This is a genomic window from Streptomyces alanosinicus (genome assembly GCF_014650595.1).
In the GTDB taxonomy this organism is placed as follows: Bacteria; Actinomycetota; Actinomycetes; order Streptomycetales; family Streptomycetaceae; genus Streptomyces; species Streptomyces alanosinicus.
The window spans coordinates 1-15,153 of sequence record NZ_BMVG01000061.1; the positions used below are offsets into that span (position 1 = coordinate 1).

A 15,153-nucleotide genomic window follows, 5' to 3' on the forward strand; every position below is an offset into this window, starting at 1 on the left:
CTGCCCCACATGTCACCGCAACATGCCGGAACCGATACCAACCTGACCAAGCACTACTAGTGCTGTGACCGCGTAGGTTCGCCGGGTTGGTGGTCGTGGCGGTTGGATGTGCGGTGACGTCCGATCCGACCGCTGGAGGCGCGGTGGCCGAGCCTGTCCGTGTGCGCAGACTGACCGACCAGGAGGGACAGCGGCTGCAGCAGATCGTGCGCCGGGGCAGCACGAGTTCGGTGCGATATCGACGGGCGATGATGCTGCTGGCCTCGGCCGGCGGGAACCGGGTGCCGGTGATCGCTCAGCTGGTGCAGGCCGACGAGGACACTGTCCGGGACGTGATCCACCGGTTCAACGAGATCGGCCTGGCCTGTCTGGACCCTCAGTGGGCGGGAGGCCGTCCCCGCCTGCTCAAGCCTGACGACGAGGAGTTCGTCGTGGCGACGGCCACCACCCGACCGGCCAAGCTCGGCCAGCCCTTCACACGCTGGTCACTGCGCAAGCTGGTCGCCTATCTGCGCAAAGTACGCGGCCGGGTCATCCGCATCGGCCGCGAGGCATTACGCTGCCTGCTCGCCCGCCGCGGCATCACCTTCCAGCGCACCAAGACGTGGAAGGAATCCCCGGACCCTGAGCGTGACGCCAAACTGGACCGGATCGAGGATGTCCTGGACCGCTTCCCGGACCGGGTCTTCGCCTTCGACGAGTTCGGCCCGCTCGGCATCCGTCCCACCGCGGGCTCGGGCTGGGCCGAACAGGGGCGTCCCGACCGGCTGCCCGCCACCTATCACCGCACCCATGGAGTGCACTACTTCCATGGCTGCTACTCGGTCGGCGAGGACACTCTGTGGGGCATCAACCGCCGCAGAAAGGGTGCCGCCAACACGTCGGCCGCGCTGAAGTCGATCCGTGCCGCCCGCCCGGACGGCGCCCCGATCTACGTGATCCTGGACAACCTGTCCGACCACAAGGGCGCCGACATCCGCCGCTGGGCGAAGAAGAACAAGGTCGAGTTGTGCTTCACCCCGACCTACGCCTCGTGGGCGAACCCGATCGAGGCCCACTTCGGACCGCTGCGGCAGTTCACCATCGCCAACTCCAACCACCCCAACCACACCGTGCAGACCCGGTCCCTGCACGCTTACCTGCGCTGGCGCAACAAAAACGCCCGCCACCCAGACGTGCTGGCCGCCCAACACCGCGAGCGTGCCCGCATCCGAAGCGAGAAGGGCATCAGATGGGGCGGACGCCCTCTCGCCGCCGAGCAGATCCTCAGGCCGAGGGCTGCATGACGACCTGCTCACCCTCTCCGCTGGACTCCTCGAAGTTGGCCACATAGCGGTTGAACAGCGTCTCATCCACGGTGACGGAGTTGGCGCCCTCCACGCTGTTGCGTCGCTCAAGGCGACGCTCCAGCGTTGTCCGGTCGGCCTTGAGGTGGACCAGTTCCCAGCGGCAGCCGTGGCTTTCAATCAGCGTCTTGTAGTCCTCGCGGGCGGCGCGACTCCAGAAGCTGTAGTCCACCACCACATCGCGCCCGGCCAGCATCAGCTCGACCAGTTCCTGCCGCTGCTCGCGGCGGACCTCTTCCTTGAGCTGGTCGAACGCCTCGGCTTCCAGCACCCGGCCGGCGTCACGCTGCCCGAGTCGTTGCCAGACCACCTCGTCGATCGACAGCCGAGCGTAGCCGCGTTGCACCAGCTCCATTGCGTAGGTGGTCTTGCCCGCTCCCGGAAGACCACACATCAGCACCACCGTGCTCACCTGCTGCGTCACGGAGTCAGGTTAGACCCGAAGGCACGCTCGCTGCCGTGGCAACAAGGGCACCGCTGACAGCGGACCCGCCACAACCGCCGACCCGGCGAACCTATGCGGTCACAGCACTAGCTCGGGTGGGCCTTCCGTGCTGGCGGGCGGCCGCAACGTCCGACAACTCGTCAGTTTGAGATTTGACGTCTCAACTTGCAACGCGATACACGGTTCGGGAGGCTGACGGACGTGGCGACAACTCACCTGCGTGCGTGCGATGTTCCGGAGGTCCGCCAGGGCCTGCTCCAGTGGGCCGACGACAACGTTCAACGCGGCTCGGGCGCGGTACAGGTCAGCGGCTTCACTGATCCGCTCCTGATGCAGTCGGCAGTACGAGGCGCGGAACAGTTCTTCGTCAACGACCGCATGACGTGGCTGGCACGCACGACGGGCGAGGAACTGCCGGTGTGCGCGTTCGACGCGGACGACCTGCCGGACCCGATCGGGTTTCTGATCTGGTCCGACGACCCAAGCGCCCACACCACGACTCTCGGGCGGCCTCGGGCCGTGCTGTGGTGCCGGACCGGGATGTCGCTGCGTGTCCTGGTCCTGGACGACGCCGGTCCGTTCCGGCGCGCTCTGGAAGACGCGGGCAACCGGGCTGCTCCGGCCTGGGCCAGCCAGGTCCGCAGTTCGCTCGCGGGTGACCTGGCCATCGGCTTCGGCGTGTCGATCCCGCTGAACACCGAGACCACATGGGACGAGGTGAAGGCCACCTGGGCCGTCGACAAGCACGGTCGCCTGGCGAAGGACCGGTACGGCGTGGGCGCCGACCGGGTCAACGACATCAACGAGGACCAGTTGCGGATCATGCGGACCCTGCTGGGCACCCTGCTGCTGATCCGCCAGCCCGGCGACGCACGCCGCGCACTGTGGCAGGCCGACGAGGTACGGCCCGACGCCGCTGCCCGCAAACGGCTGCGCCGGGCCGGTGCCGAGCATCCTGATGCCCCGGTTCGCTACATCACGCTGCGTCAGTCCATCCGGCCCGCCCCCAACGACGACCGGGGGGCCCGCGACACCGCCGGCCGCATCTACCGCCACCAGTGGTTCGTACGGCCGCACCGCCGTACCTACCCAGACCAGGACGACCCGACGGGCTACTCCCGCAAGTGGGTCGGCCCCTACCTCGTCACCCCCGAAGGATGCGAGGACGCCCCGATCCTGGGCAGGGAACGTGTCGTAAACGTTCTACGCCGGTGACGTATCTCGACTCTCCCGGTGTCCAGAATCTTGAGGGTCACCGTGACAGGCCGTCTACTATCCCCAGAAAGAGCTGAGTAGGTCTGCTCTGGCAGGGGGCGCACGTGGATGTTGTCGAGACGGCCGGTGCCACGCTGGTGGCGCTGATGGCCACGGATGCTTGGCGGCAGGCACGTGATGGTGTCGTGACGCTGTGGTGACGCTTCCGGCCTGTTCAGGCAGAGGAGGTCAGCCTGGCCCTGGAAGAGACCCGTGATGAAGTCCTCGCGGCCCGGCAGGATCGGGATGAGCAAGGCGAAGCGGATCTCGTGCGTGACTGGAACCGTCGGCTGCAACGCATTCTGGAGCAGGACCCGGCGGTGTCCGAGCAGTTGCAGCAGTTGCTGGACGAGGTGCGCGGGTCACTGCCTCAAGATCAACAACCCACGGTGCCGACTCCCGTCTTCCATACGCACATATCAGGCCACGGCCGCGTCTACAACGCAGGCCGCGACCAGCACTTCAACGAGCGATGAACCACCATGCGCGCGATGATGCGCGGGCGAGGGTGCGGCGCGCATCGGTTGCCGATCACGGTCGGCTGTTCGACGCGGGTCGCGATCAGTTCAACATCGAGATCGAAAACTACACCGCCCACTACTCGCCTGGCGGCACGGTCGGGCGAGGAGGGCACAGCGGCCCGGACTCGGTGCGCGTCCCTCTGGCTGCGGCCTCCCTGACGCCGATCCGTGACCGGCACGATCTTCGTCGTCGCCTGCTGCACGCGATCTGCCACCCGGACGCCTCGGTGATCCGCTCATGGTGGCCGGCATGGCGGGAACCGGGAAGACCGCCATCGCCCGCGTCGTGTTCGACGAGGCTGTCGGTCAGCATGGGATCGTCGGATTGTGGTTTACGCCTCGACCGGACCCTCCTTCCGCGAAGGCATGCTCGGCGTGGCCCAGGACCGTGGAGCCGCGCAGGACGAGGTCGATGCGGCCCGCGACCGTCGCAGGCCCGCCGCTGATCTGGCCTGGCACTATCTGTCACGCTCCAGTGAGCCCTGGCTGCTCGTACTCGACAACGCGGACGATCCCGCGGCGATGGGCGACGAGACCTGGCTGCGTTCCACACGCCGCGGCACCATCCTCGTCACCACCCGTTACGGCACCGCGGCGGCGTGGCGCCGTGCGGAACTCCACGCCCTGGACGTGCTCGACCTTGACGACGCCGTGGACGTGCTACGCGACCTTGAAGTCCCCTCCGACACGGCCGAACTGGAGGAGCTGGCCCGCGCCCTGGGATGCCATCCACTGGCGTTGGTCCTCGCCGGTACCTATCTGAGCCACCGATATCTGGATCCGGTGACTGTGGACGAATTCCTCGAACGCAACCAGCGGGGCAGCGGTCATAGGTGGAGCCTAGCCCTGCCTCCGACGGCTGTTGAGGGCACCAAGATTTCTCATGTGAGGGCCGATTGTTTACCTGCTCTGCGGTGACTACTTTCTGTAGTCTCACTCGCAGGCTGGCAGCGGCGTCGCAGTGCAGCGAGGACGGAGTGAAAGGTATGGACGGCAACAACGCGCGAGCGGTACTGCCTGGCACCGTTCTCATAGCAGAGGATCTTCGGGACCTAATGGGTCCAGAGCACGTAGAGGTCATCAGCGAGGTCTGCCGTTACACGCCTGTCCACGGCTGCGCGATCTGCGGCCATGCGATCGATCTCCGGGTGCAGCACGCCTCAGTCCTGCTACGTGTGCGACGCAACGCGGAAGGCGCTGTCGTCGACTCTTCATCGTGCCTTGCGCACGCCCTATGCGCCCCCTCACAGATTTCACCCTGGGAGATCGGTTCCGCAACGAGGCTGATGGATCGGTCGGCTGTTCCTGGTGATCGGGTGCAGACCCATCTCCTGGACGGCGGCAGCGGTCCTGTGCCAGTTCTCCTTGTGGAACTGGGAATGGTCACGGTCACCGTGTCGCCTGCAGGCGATGGCACCCGCACTCTGAGCGATATGACGACTCAGAACCTGCTGTGGGACGGTCTGGCACGGCTGACCTCGGAACGCGAGGTTGGACAACTGCACCAGCTCAACGGCTGGCATGTCGAACTGACATGGGACGGCCTGCTGGGCCCCGTGAGGTGCCCGCCGGACGCTCGCACCGGCCGGGATGGCATCTTTCTGTCCCCGACCGACATTAACCCGCCTGTGGAGGCCAGTTGGCGGGATGAAGTTACCCGTAGGGGCTGGGCAGCAATGGTCGTCGCCCAGCCCGGCTCGATGACGGGACCGGACGCTTCGGCCGAAGCCGACACAATCCCATCAGGCCGTGTCGCAGTGGAGAACACGGATGCATTCGCCCCTGTCGGCTTTCCGGCAGTGCTCGCTGGCGGGCGGGCTTTGGGCGCCCGCATCCCGGTCCACACGAGTTGACCCGCCAGCTCGAGGACTCAATCCGATCCGCGGAGGCCCGTGGTTCAGAGATCCTCGGCGTCGGAACGCCTGGACAGACGGTGGGCATCCCCGGTCTCACTCTTGCTTGGCCGTCACCGTCAACCGATGGGCGGTGGGGAGTAGTGCGGTCACAGTACGAGGCCCCCCATAGGCGGCCTGCCGCGTGTTGTACTCGTCATCCAGAACAAGCCCCTCGACGACGGCGTCGACGGCCGCCTCATCGGCAACGGTCGCCAGCTGTGGACGACGGTGCGCGATCGTCCACAGCAACTCGGCAGCATCGCGCGATCGCTCAACCGCTACGAATGGAACCCTGCGCAGGAGGAGATCGCCGTCGGGGACGCCTTCCTCAGGGAGCTACAGAAAGACGAGGAGGCAAGCCAGCCTTTCCCGCGTGGACCACAGGAGTGGGACAGGCTGCGCACCGAGGCGGTCGCGGGTCTCGTCGCGAAGGTCGCCAGGATCGACAAGGAACTGCTGCCGCTGTGGCGGGAGCGGCTGCCCGGCGGTTCGTCCATGATCGCTCTTGTTGAGATCTATGTCCGCAGTGCGCAGCCCATCTTGCGCCATGCGGATGACGTCCTCGCGGCCTGGCGGACAGCTGTATGGCGGGAGCCCATCAGTGAGGAACTCGCGTACGAGGAGCGCCGGCTGAACGTCTCGGCTGAGGACGCAAGGGCCATCTGGCGCTTCGAGGAGGCTCGCCATTGGGAGGCTCAACCGCCGCGGAGTGCCCTGTGGGAGGAGCTGCTGCCGAAGTGGTCATACCTGACGTCAGTGGCCTCGGTCGTGGCAGCCGCAGTAACCGGAGACGTCGAGTATTGATGCGGTGGCTGTAGCTATCCGAGCTGAGACGGACGTGTCCGCCGTCCACACGCCGGAATGCCCGTCGCCAAGTGTTGCTGCTGTGCCCGCGCCCGTGCAGTGCAACCAGTCCCGGTTATGGTGTCAACGGCCACGGAGTGTCCCAGGTAGGTGGCCGCTGGGGGCCCAGCGGCCCGCGCCGGGGCCGACCTTGGCGCCCGGTCCGGGATCGTGTCGGCTCAGGTGGACCGTGAGCACAGAGCCTGGGGTGGTGCCGCCGTCAGCACGAGCGTCGATGCGGGCGACACCCGCCCATGGTCGGCCGCTCTGACGTGCTGACTGCGCCCGGTCCTCCTCTGTCCTTCTGGTAGCTCACCACCGTACGGCGTACCCGGCGAGGGTTGATGCCATGTGCTGGTCTTCTCTCGCGGCTGGCATGGTCCCGTTCGCTGGCCGATCTGCCCTCTGCAGGCATCGGGTTGGGAGTTACGAGGTCAACAGGCACAGGAGGCAACGCACAACCCGGGCTTATGGGAGTCTGGGGTGCGCCGGTGCCGCGTCCCGGCCGAGGGCTCGGCATCACGAAGAGCATCCCGTGACCAGGCCATCGCTCCGCCCCTCACAGGTGCGAGGGCCGGAGCGATGTCGAGCAATGCAGCCAGCAGCTCGGATAGGACTCGCTTCACGGTACGGCAGTGAAGGTCAGCCGCACGGGAGGGAGTGTCCTGAGCCAGCGGCACAGTCTGCCGCCCGGAGCAGAAGGGAGCATTTGCATCCCCCGTGCAGCCATCTCGCCGAGGCTCCCAACTCTCTTGCTGCGCGCGTAGTTGACTGCATAGCATCGCGTTCACTGTCGCGAATCGATAGTTGTTCCGGTGCGTCGGGGGGCCTGGTGTGACGTTGATGATGGCGGTGGCGGTCGTCTGGGGTGTGCTGCAGCTGTTCACCGTTTCATGGCCGACACGCTCGGTGCGCTTGTCGACCGTGCTGCTTGCGCTCGCGGCGGGGGTGTACGGGTGCGGCGTGGCGACGGCGTTGGTGGAGCTCGCCTACACCCGCTTCTACGCGCACGAGTCGGGGCATTCGCTGGTCACGGTGGTGGACACGACCAGTTACACGGTGGCGCCCTGGGTGGAGGAACTGATCAAGGTTTCCCCGCTCCTGCTGGCCGGGATGAGTCTGAGGGTCCGCCGCCAGTGGGGGCTGGCCGACTTCACGGTGCTGGGCGCTGCGCTGGGAGGCGGGTTCGGGCTGCTGGAGGCGGTCCTGCGGTACGGCTTGGACGCGAACCGAGCGATCAGCCGGGGTGGGGGCTGGATCATCCCGGACTCCTTGTCCCCGCCCTATGTGCCGGGCTTGGGGCAGGTGTTGACGGCCTGGCTTCCGGCGCCGTTCAGCCAGTTGGACATGCTCGGCCCGCCAGTCACCGAAACCTTCTCGCACCTGGTGTGGACGGCTATGGCCGGCTTCGGGGTCGGGCTGCTGTGGCGCGCACGAGGTTGGCTGCGCCTGCTCTCGGTGGTCCCGCTCGCGGCCGCTGCCGGGTATCACACGGTGAACAACTACGTGGTTCAGAAACCCACCAGTCAGGCCGCGCACTGGCTGGACTCGCTGAACGGGAAGGCGTGGGCGGCGCCGCTCGTGTGCCTGGCCGTCGCCATGCTCGCCGACCTGCGCCTGATCCATCGTGGAAAGCGCACCGTGCCGGGTGTCGTGCTTGCTTCGGAACGCGCCGACGGCGACAGCATGGGCGCTCTGCTGCGCTATGCGTTCTGGCGACTCCCGTGGAGCCTGCTGATCGTCCTGCGCTACGTCCGGCTGCGGCGCTCGCTGCTGTACGCCACGGCGTCGGCGCCGCCCGACGGTACCAAGGAACTTCGCCGGGTGGTCGATGGAATCACTGCTCGGATGGAGGCGTCCGACAACCCGGGCGCCTGGCAGACGCTGGACGTCCGGGGCCTGATGAAGGCAACTCGGAGGGCCCGCGGTTCTCGGCAGCGGTGGCTGCTGGTGATCCCGTGTGTCCTCGCGCTGCCCTCGTTGCTGTTCCTAGGGGTCGGATCGTTCACCTCGACTGCCGGCCTCCAGAGGTTCTTCAGTACCGGTTCGGGACCGAAGGTCCTCATGGGCTTCGGCATTGCCGCCCTGGCCTGGATCGCTTACCAGCTCACCACCCTGTTGCACACCTGGCGGACAGCATCGGCCCAGCCCACGGCGGAACTACTGGTGGTCCATCGCCTCCGTGTCGGCACCGCGCTGGGCTCGGCCACCACCGGCGCACTCCTGTTGTGGCGCGGGTTCGGCAGCGTGGGCCCCGGCGGCAGGGCGATCCACACGTTCCACCTGCTTGACGCGCTGAACACCTTCCTGGTCTACCTCGGCTTCGCCCTCCTGCTGCTCTCCTTGCTCGCTCTGTTCCCTCCTGGAGGCCTCGCCCTCGCCGGAGGCGGGGCAATCGGCGCCCTCACCGCCGAAGCCGCCTTCAACGCCGCTCTCCTCGGCACGGCCGGGATCGTCCTCATGGCAGCTGGCGCGCAAGGGGACGGCACGACCGGGCAGGGGGCATCGTCTTCAGCTGAGTCGCCTCAGAGTGAGCCGAATACTAAGAGCCGCGGGAGGATTGCGCAGGAGAGCGGGGATTCCTATGAAGATTTCCTCATGGAGAAACTGGATGGCGCTCCAGGTTCCGATGGGAGGCCTGGCTTCAAAACAGGCGGTCGCCAATTTGACGGAAAATACATCGACCCGCAGACCGGTAGCGAAACCTGGTACGAGGCCAAATCCGGCCGCTACTGGGATAGAGTGAACTCCAACGAGAAGGACATGTTGAGGTTCAAGTCAAAGCTTGGCGATGCACGACGAATCGCGCGCGAAAATGGCGTACAGTTCGGCCTGATATCAGAGAACGAGATACCAGACAATATCGTTTCATTCCTGAATCAAAAGGGAATCCCCTGGCGAGTCATCCCCCGGGAGTAGAATCGTACGACTTCAGGATTCTTCTCACTTCCGTCTTGGCTCGGCAAGACAGAATAAGCGCGACGAAAGAGGTAGTGGCGATGGGTGCGGACGCAGAGTTCACCTTCAGCATGTCTCAAGAAACGCCAGTCCCGGATTTTGTTACCGCCGCCGAGGCGGCAGGATGGAGGTTCGAAGATGGCGAAAGCCTGGCGTACGTGACCGACGCCGATCTCTTCGACTGGCTCACTGCGGCGAAGAGTGCGAGAGGCGAGGTGGTGCGTGAACTGGAGTCGGTACGCCTTCGAGGGCAAGCCTGCGGCTTCATCATGACGCATCGAGAGGACGACGCCGGCTGCATTTTTATTGTCACCGACTCAGGTAAGTCTCTGCTTGTCACACCGAACAAGAATGTAGTCCAGCGAGAAGGGTTGGAGCGATTCACGGACGGAGAATGGTACCTTGGCAAGCTGCTCTCTATGTTTACCGGGCTCCCTTTGGTTGCGTATTCGCACTCGCAGGAACTGACATAGTCTTCACGGCGAGTCCCGGAGTGAACAACGGGCCGACCCGGCGTGCAGGGTTTCGCCTATCGGCTACCGAAGGGCGCGGGCTGAACCAGTCATGATCTGGACCTACTGCGAGCAGTGGAACAATCTCACCGAGACGCCCATGAACCCGCTGACGCCCGAGCAGGCTCGAACTAGGCACGCGTCGGGCCACTTGTACACCACTGTTGCCTTCCCCGATGAGCACTCCGCCGCGACAGTGCGTGTAGAAATGCGCCTGGAAACCGGATACACCTCAGTAGTTTTCATGGATGAGTACGGCCGTGACTCCCTCGACTACACATTCACCGTCATCAACGGCTCTCTCTTCCTGGAGACAGCAACCTCATACGAATACGGCGATTCGGAGGAGCGAGGCGGATACGCAGATGCGGAGCACGTGGAATCGTACGAGTTCACCATCGATGGCATCATCCGGCGCACTGTAGAGGTCGATGACGAGGAATCGAAGGAAAGCCGCCGCGGCATTGATGTCGCCAGCAACTGGGAGTCGGTTCCCGAGTTCGGCGCCTACGATGCAGTGATCCGACGCGACCGTGCTTGAACCCTGCGGACTGCCGGCGGAAGGGCGACGGCCTTCTGGGCCACCAGCGGCGTCGGCTGCATGGCAACCGGGCCATCAGCAGAGCGAGGGCGCGGTTGCCTCAGCTCAGACCTTCAGCCTCTCCACAGGCTTGTCCGTATGGACCTCGATGTCCGTTGCTGCGGCGTGTACCAGTTGATGCGTGAGCGACGACAGAGCACGCGCCACGGCCAGTTCGTCGCCGATGTCCGGGACGTTCTCGTCGATCGGATTGCAGCGTGCTGTGCCCTGGCCGACCATAGGCCCGCCGGGACACCCGGTAAGCGCGGCCTCGGCGCGGACCGTGGCGTCGTCTTCCTTGATGCTGATCTGGATGTTCCAGCTCTTCAGGCCTGTCATCGGAGCGCCCTCCTCGGAACATCTGGACGAACTCCTCCACTCACGATGCTCACACAGATGTGCGACAGCCGCTGCCCGACCTGGACGAGGTCTTCTCGGGCGGGCGGAGCCCGTTCTTCGCGCACCTAGTGTCGTGGCTATGAGCAGCACCCATGGCGAGCACCGCCGTGTGCGTATCACGGCATCCCCGGACGATGGGGCGGTCATCGAGATTGATGGTCACGATGTCGCCTCGGCTGTCGAGGCGTACCGGATCACGCAGACCGTTGATGAAGGGCCCGAGGTCACGTTGTATGTGCAGCAGGGACGCGGTGTGGAGTTCGATGGGCTGGCCGAGGTGCTGGTGGAGCCTGCCGATCTGCGGCATGTGGTGATCGGTTTCCTGGATGCGGTGGACTGGCGGAAGCTCGATGAGGCTGTGCTGGACCGGGACGATCTCGATGGCCGTCCGGGTGAGCTGACCCGCGGGCTGCTCGCGCAGCTGAGGGAGTGGGCTGCGAGTGCTTGACCAGTCGTCGCTCGGCCGCTTCGCCGAGCGTCATCTGATGCCGGACAAGGTTGAGGTCGTCCGGGCCGGCGGCGAGGACGTGCTGGACCCGGCGACCGGCGATCTGGTGCCGGTTCTGCCGGTGGTCGTGTACGAGGGCAAGGCAGGCTTGTACGCGCACCAGGACTGGATCCGGAGCAAGGGCTCGGGGCAGGACGGCGCGTGGGTCGAGGAAGTCCGCGCCGGCTACCGGATGCTGCTCCCTCTTGATGCGCCGGAGGTGTGGGAGAAGGACACCGTGCTGGTCGTGGAGGCCCATGATGAGCAGGCCGTGGGCCGCACGTATCGGGTGTCGGCGCAGGGCGAGGTGTCGTCGTTTCCTGTGCTGCGCACCGTGTGGTTGGAGGAGCACAACCGGAAGTCGGTGGCCTCGTGAGCGGCGGTAGTTTTCAGCATCCGGATCAGCTGGCTGCGACCCTGAGCCGGGGAGGGAAGACGGTCCTCTCCGCAGCTGACCTGGCGATGCGGCACAGCGCGAAGGCGCTTGTGGATCAGGTGCAGCGCAACGCGTCTGGCCGTCCCGGGCCTCGGGTGATCACGGGCCGGTATCGGGCATCGTGGCAGTCCGACGTGCACAGGGCTGGGCCGGTGATCGTTGCTGAGGTTGGCACACGTGCACCGCAGGGCCGCCGTTTGGAGTTCGGGTTCGTCGGCGTCGATTCTCTGGGCCGTCACTATGCCCAGCGGCCGTTCCCGCATCTGGGGCCGACGGTTGGCACGTTCGGTCCGCTGCTGGTGCGTGAGCTTGAGAAGGCGATCGCGGAGGCGCTGTGAGCGGCATGAATACTGCGCTCGAGGAAGCTCTCGCTGGTGTGCTCGCCGTGCATGAGCGGGGGCTGCTCGCGCGCGCCGTCGTTGTAGCCGAGGTACTGGACGAGGACGGCGAGCGGAGCCTGTCGATCCTCACCACCCCGGGCGTGATGGAGTGGGACGCGCTCGGCCTGTGCCGATACGGGGTGCTCAGTATCGAAGGCCCCGCAGCCGCCTACTTCGCCGAGGGCGACCTGTGATCGGCGGAGCCCACGTGACCGAAGCTCTTCAGTCGCTACTGGCCGCTGCGACGGGGAGGCCCTGCGGCCGCGGCCGTTTGCCTCTCGTCGCCGGGCAGCCGGCGTCATTGCCGTACACCGTGCTCTATCCCCAGGGCGGGTTGTTGGATGGGGCACCGCTGGCGGACAGGTCGGAGGACGGGCAGTTCCTCTACCAGGTCACAGTCGTGGCAGCACGGACGGACCAGGCCGAATGGCTGGCGGATCGGGTGCGGCAGGCACTGCTTGGGCGGACGGCCTCAGGTGATTGGGAGAACTTGATCCTGGTTCCGGGGGTGGACGTGTGGGCGCGGGAACTGCTGGTCGACGACGGCGTGGACCCGGCCGGGGCTGATGACGGGATGGTCACCGCTGTGCAGCGGTACAAGCTCTCGGCCACGGCCTACAGGGCTTCCTCGGTTCCCCAGGGAACTGGTAGCGATCCCATGGGGGCGTGCTGATCTGCAATCCTCGACTGGCTGAGTACCGTTACGGTGCAGCCTTTCGCGCGGTCGGCGGCCTTCGGAGCTGTGTGATTCGTGGGAGAACGTCCATCCCAACCACATCGTCAGCGTCTGTCCATCAAACTGTCCTGCCATGGCGAGTAGCTTGATCACGACAGTCATCGCAATCTGTGGCACCTTGCTCGGCAGTGGTCTGACAGCGTTGACTGCGGCTCGGACTGAGCGGCGCAGGAACGAGGCCCTGGAACGACAGCAGATACGTGAAGAGGCTGCACGCGATCGCACTCAGCGTCGCGAACTGCGGGTTGAGCATCAGAAATGGCGCAGAGACCGCAGGCAAGCCGCCTACCAGAGCCTGATGGACGCCGCCCATGAGGCTCAGGGTGCTATTTGGCAGCTGGGGCGGCTCACACTGGAACCGTTCGACCAGCATCGCTATGACATCAGGCGAGGTGCCGCGATTGATGCTGTTCGGGCGACTCGCCATGCAGCCGACGCAGTCCAGTTGGAAGGACCGGCAGAAGTTGCCCAGGCTGCCGAGGAATACGCGAAGGCCGTAGATCGGCATATCGCGCCGCCGGTTGAGGCCCTGATCCAGCTGAGCCACGGGCCACTGAGCGAAGAGCAGCACGAGCGTTATCGGTCAACTGCTGCCGAAACGAACGCCCTGGTAGAGAGCTGCCAGCAACGTTTCGTTCCCCTGGCCCGTCAGGCGCTGGACGAGTTGATAGAGGACATCGACTAGCGCGTCTTCGGCAGGCACCCAGGTTCTCGCCGCTCGGGAGAGGCAACGCCGGGAGCAGTAGGGTGATCTACGTGCAGACACGGCGCTTTGCCACTTCTGGTTGAGCCGCGCTCTGCATCCTCACCGCGGAGGCCCTTCGCGGACGCCCAACCACTGAGTGGTTCGGGCCGGTTCCCCGACAGATCGTCGAGGGACGGGGCCTCCCTTGGTATGAGGCTGCCGTCCCGGAATCGGACAGCAGACCTTGCAGGTAAAGAAGTTCTCCCGGCGCGGAGTGACCCGCGTCCTGTGGCTCAAGAGTGTCACCGACACGGGCCACGTTCCCACCCGTGCCGAACTGACGGCCGGCACTGACCTGACCGACGCGATCGCGGCGATCGATGGCTGGACCCTCCAGAACCAGGCCATCGAAACCCCGGACCTGGGGAGCACGTTCGAGTCGAAGATTCCCGGCACCGACCAGGCCGACGACAGCAGCCTCGGCTTCTACGAGGACAAGGTGTCCGACGAGATCGAGCAGCTACTGAAGAAGGACGACACCGGCTGGGTTGTCTTCCTCCGCAAGGGCGACGTACCCGGCTCACGCAGCATGGACGTGTTCCCCGTGCGGATCGGTTCGCGCTCACCGAACTACTCGACGGACAACGAGGCCGCGAAGTTCACGGTGAACTTCTCGATCACGGAGAAGCCGACGCAGGACGCTCCTGTCCCGGCCGCCGCGGCGCCGAAGAACGAGAAGTGATGCCGGTGCCTGCCGAAACCAACACCACCCCCGTTCCGCCAGCTGCGGCTGTGGCCGCTGACGCACACTGGGCCAGGAAGCTGGCCCGGCTGCGAGCCCGCCAGCTTCCCGAGTACACGCTGGTGATCTGCGACGACCAGGAGGCGAAGAGGCGCCTCGACGAGGCCGTCCTTGAGCTGACGCGCTGCCGCATGGCCGATGCGGAGAACAGCCGGAAGCACAGCGAAGAGACGCAGCGTGCGGAGGAGGAAGTCGAGGACGCTCAGGCCGACTTCGATGCCGTCTCGGTGGAACTGACGTTCAGGGCGCTGCCGCGGCCGATCCTTGATGGGTTGATCAAGCGGTTCCCGCCGACTGAAGCGCAGGCCGAGGACGGGGATGCGTGGAACCCGGAGACGTTCCCTGCCGCTTTGATTGCGGCCGCGCACATCGAACGAGACGATTACGGCAATACGGTGGAAGGCATGAGTGAGCAGGATGCACAGCAGCTGCTCGACTCGTGGCCGGTCGCCGAGTCGAACGCGCTGTTCGCGGCAGCCTGGCAGGCTCAGCAGATCGTGCGGACCTCGACAGTGGAGCTGGGAAAAGGCTGATCACGGACGAACAGCTCCGCACCGAATTGGAGCTGTGCGACCGCTGGGGTATCCCCCACTCACTTTTCCTCGGCGCCGGTGACGGACGCTGGTCCGAGACCGATCGCGCCAAGGCCCTCGCATTCGCGGCGTACCAGCGCAGCGTGTGCCATCACTGCGGTACCCGGCTCGCGGAGTGGGACGAGGAGCAGGGCGGTGACCGGTACGCGTACGTCACGACAACGGTGCGCTGCCCGGGCTGTGAACTGATCGGGCACGAGCAGGATCAGGTGCCCGACGGCCCGGACGGCTATGGGGTACGCATCGGGCTGATGCCGCGCCACTAGCCAGGGGCAGGGCTG

The 15,153-nt window shown here is 65.8% G+C and carries 20 protein-coding genes; 18 read left to right on the plus strand and 2 right to left on the minus strand.

The window, feature by feature from the left end; translation table 11 throughout:
• The first annotated feature begins 143 nt into the window (after positions 1–143).
• Positions 144–1,286: an IS630 family transposase gene (locus IE277_RS43620; protein WP_308433481.1), complete on the plus strand. Its 1,143-nt coding sequence runs from the start codon at positions 144–146 to the stop codon at positions 1,284–1,286.
• Here the strand turns inward: IE277_RS43620 and IE277_RS43625 are convergent.
• Positions 1,267–1,770, minus strand: a complete 504-nt coding sequence (locus IE277_RS43625; RefSeq protein ID WP_229882478.1) for a P-loop nucleotide/nucleoside kinase family protein — start codon at positions 1,768–1,770, stop codon at positions 1,267–1,269. The genes IE277_RS43620 and IE277_RS43625 overlap by 20 nt on opposite strands.
• 222 nt (positions 1,771–1,992) lie before the next feature.
• On the opposite strand from IE277_RS43625, the gene IE277_RS43630 reads away from it, so the two are divergent.
• The 8 genes from IE277_RS43630 to IE277_RS43665 all read left to right on the plus strand — a co-directional run bounded on the left by IE277_RS43630 (position 1,993) and on the right by IE277_RS43665 (position 10,315).
• Positions 1,993–3,006 carry a hypothetical protein gene (locus IE277_RS43630; protein WP_189959267.1) on the plus strand — a complete coding sequence of 338 codons (1,014 nt, stop codon included), beginning with the start codon at positions 1,993–1,995 and terminating at the stop codon, positions 3,004–3,006.
• Between the two features lie 308 nt (positions 3,007–3,314).
• Positions 3,315–3,521: a hypothetical protein gene (locus IE277_RS43635; protein ID WP_189959268.1), complete on the plus strand. Its 207-nt coding sequence runs from the start codon at positions 3,315–3,317 to the stop codon at positions 3,519–3,521.
• A 372-nt stretch (positions 3,522–3,893) separates the two neighbouring features.
• A complete protein-coding gene (locus IE277_RS43640) occupies positions 3,894–4,484 on the plus strand; it encodes a hypothetical protein (protein ID WP_189959269.1) in 591 nt (196 codons plus the stop codon).
• A 68-nt stretch (positions 4,485–4,552) separates the two neighbouring features.
• On the plus strand, positions 4,553–5,419 hold the full coding sequence (locus IE277_RS43645; RefSeq protein ID WP_189959270.1) for a hypothetical protein: 867 nt from the start codon (positions 4,553–4,555) through the stop codon (positions 5,417–5,419).
• Between the two features lie 270 nt (positions 5,420–5,689).
• Positions 5,690–6,265: a hypothetical protein gene (locus tag IE277_RS43650; RefSeq protein ID WP_189959271.1), complete on the plus strand. Its 576-nt coding sequence runs from the start codon at positions 5,690–5,692 to the stop codon at positions 6,263–6,265.
• A gap of 882 nt (positions 6,266–7,147) precedes the next feature.
• Positions 7,148–9,223: a PrsW family glutamic-type intramembrane protease gene (locus IE277_RS43655; protein WP_229882482.1), complete on the plus strand. Its 2,076-nt coding sequence runs from the start codon at positions 7,148–7,150 to the stop codon at positions 9,221–9,223.
• An 80-nt stretch (positions 9,224–9,303) separates the two neighbouring features.
• A complete protein-coding gene (locus IE277_RS43660) occupies positions 9,304–9,735 on the plus strand; it encodes a hypothetical protein (protein ID WP_189959272.1) in 432 nt (143 codons plus the stop codon).
• Between the two features lie 91 nt (positions 9,736–9,826).
• Positions 9,827–10,315: a hypothetical protein gene (locus IE277_RS43665; protein ID WP_189959273.1), complete on the plus strand. Its 489-nt coding sequence runs from the start codon at positions 9,827–9,829 to the stop codon at positions 10,313–10,315.
• Between the two features lie 105 nt (positions 10,316–10,420).
• On the opposite strand, the gene IE277_RS43670 is transcribed toward IE277_RS43665, so the two are convergent.
• Positions 10,421–10,693 (minus strand): DUF1876 domain-containing protein, encoded by a 273-nt coding sequence (locus tag IE277_RS43670; protein ID WP_189959275.1) that lies wholly within the window; start codon positions 10,691–10,693, stop codon positions 10,421–10,423.
• 139 nt (positions 10,694–10,832) lie between these two features.
• Between IE277_RS43670 and IE277_RS43675 the strand changes: the two genes are divergently transcribed.
• From IE277_RS43675 to IE277_RS43715, 9 genes are all read left to right on the plus strand, one after another.
• Positions 10,833–11,201, plus strand: coding sequence for a hypothetical protein (locus tag IE277_RS43675; protein WP_189959277.1), 369 nt, complete (start codon positions 10,833–10,835; stop codon positions 11,199–11,201).
• Positions 11,194–11,616 (plus strand): DUF6093 family protein, encoded by a 423-nt coding sequence (locus IE277_RS43680; protein WP_189959280.1) that lies wholly within the window; start codon positions 11,194–11,196, stop codon positions 11,614–11,616. The genes IE277_RS43675 and IE277_RS43680 overlap by 8 nt, the downstream gene beginning before the upstream one ends.
• Positions 11,613–12,014, plus strand: coding sequence for an HK97 gp10 family phage protein (locus tag IE277_RS43685; protein ID WP_189959282.1), 402 nt, complete (start codon positions 11,613–11,615; stop codon positions 12,012–12,014). The genes IE277_RS43680 and IE277_RS43685 overlap by 4 nt, the downstream gene beginning before the upstream one ends.
• A gap of 5 nt (positions 12,015–12,019) precedes the next feature.
• Positions 12,020–12,250, plus strand: coding sequence for a hypothetical protein (locus IE277_RS43690; protein WP_189959284.1), 231 nt, complete (start codon positions 12,020–12,022; stop codon positions 12,248–12,250).
• 14 nt (positions 12,251–12,264) lie between these two features.
• The gene (locus IE277_RS43695; protein WP_189959286.1) at positions 12,265–12,729 is read left to right on the plus strand and encodes a hypothetical protein; all 465 of its coding nucleotides are present in this window, start codon (positions 12,265–12,267) and stop codon (positions 12,727–12,729) included.
• A 148-nt stretch (positions 12,730–12,877) separates the two neighbouring features.
• Positions 12,878–13,477, plus strand: coding sequence for a cation:proton antiporter (locus tag IE277_RS43700; protein ID WP_189959288.1), 600 nt, complete (start codon positions 12,878–12,880; stop codon positions 13,475–13,477).
• Positions 13,478–13,721: 244 nt separating this feature from the next.
• The gene (locus IE277_RS43705; protein ID WP_189959289.1) at positions 13,722–14,219 is read left to right on the plus strand and encodes a phage tail tube protein; all 498 of its coding nucleotides are present in this window, start codon (positions 13,722–13,724) and stop codon (positions 14,217–14,219) included.
• A 5-nt stretch (positions 14,220–14,224) separates the two neighbouring features.
• On the plus strand, positions 14,225–14,812 hold the full coding sequence (locus tag IE277_RS43710) for a hypothetical protein (protein WP_189959290.1): 588 nt from the start codon (positions 14,225–14,227) through the stop codon (positions 14,810–14,812).
• 26 nt (positions 14,813–14,838) lie between these two features.
• A complete protein-coding gene (locus IE277_RS43715) occupies positions 14,839–15,138 on the plus strand; it encodes a hypothetical protein (protein WP_229882479.1) in 300 nt (99 codons plus the stop codon).
• The last annotated feature ends 15 nt before the right edge of the window (positions 15,139–15,153 follow it).

What these genes read in the sequence shown, in the direction of transcription:
- IE277_RS43645 (WP_189959270.1), top strand. Translation starts at nt 4,553, where the DNA reads ATGGACGGCAACAACGCGCGAGCGGTACTGCCTGGCACCGTTCTCATA.
- IE277_RS43655 (WP_229882482.1), top strand. Translation starts at nt 7,148, where the DNA reads ATGATGGCGGTGGCGGTCGTCTGGGGTGTGCTGCAGCTGTTCACCGTT.
- IE277_RS43660 (WP_189959272.1), top strand. Translation starts at nt 9,304, where the DNA reads ATGGGTGCGGACGCAGAGTTCACCTTCAGCATGTCTCAAGAAACGCCA.
- IE277_RS43665 (WP_189959273.1), top strand. Translation starts at nt 9,827, where the DNA reads ATGATCTGGACCTACTGCGAGCAGTGGAACAATCTCACCGAGACGCCC.
- IE277_RS43670 (WP_189959275.1), bottom strand. Translation starts at nt 10,693, where the DNA reads ATGACAGGCCTGAAGAGCTGGAACATCCAGATCAGCATCAAGGAAGAC.
- IE277_RS43675 (WP_189959277.1), top strand. Translation starts at nt 10,833, where the DNA reads ATGAGCAGCACCCATGGCGAGCACCGCCGTGTGCGTATCACGGCATCC.
- IE277_RS43690 (WP_189959284.1), top strand. Translation starts at nt 12,020, where the DNA reads ATGAATACTGCGCTCGAGGAAGCTCTCGCTGGTGTGCTCGCCGTGCAT.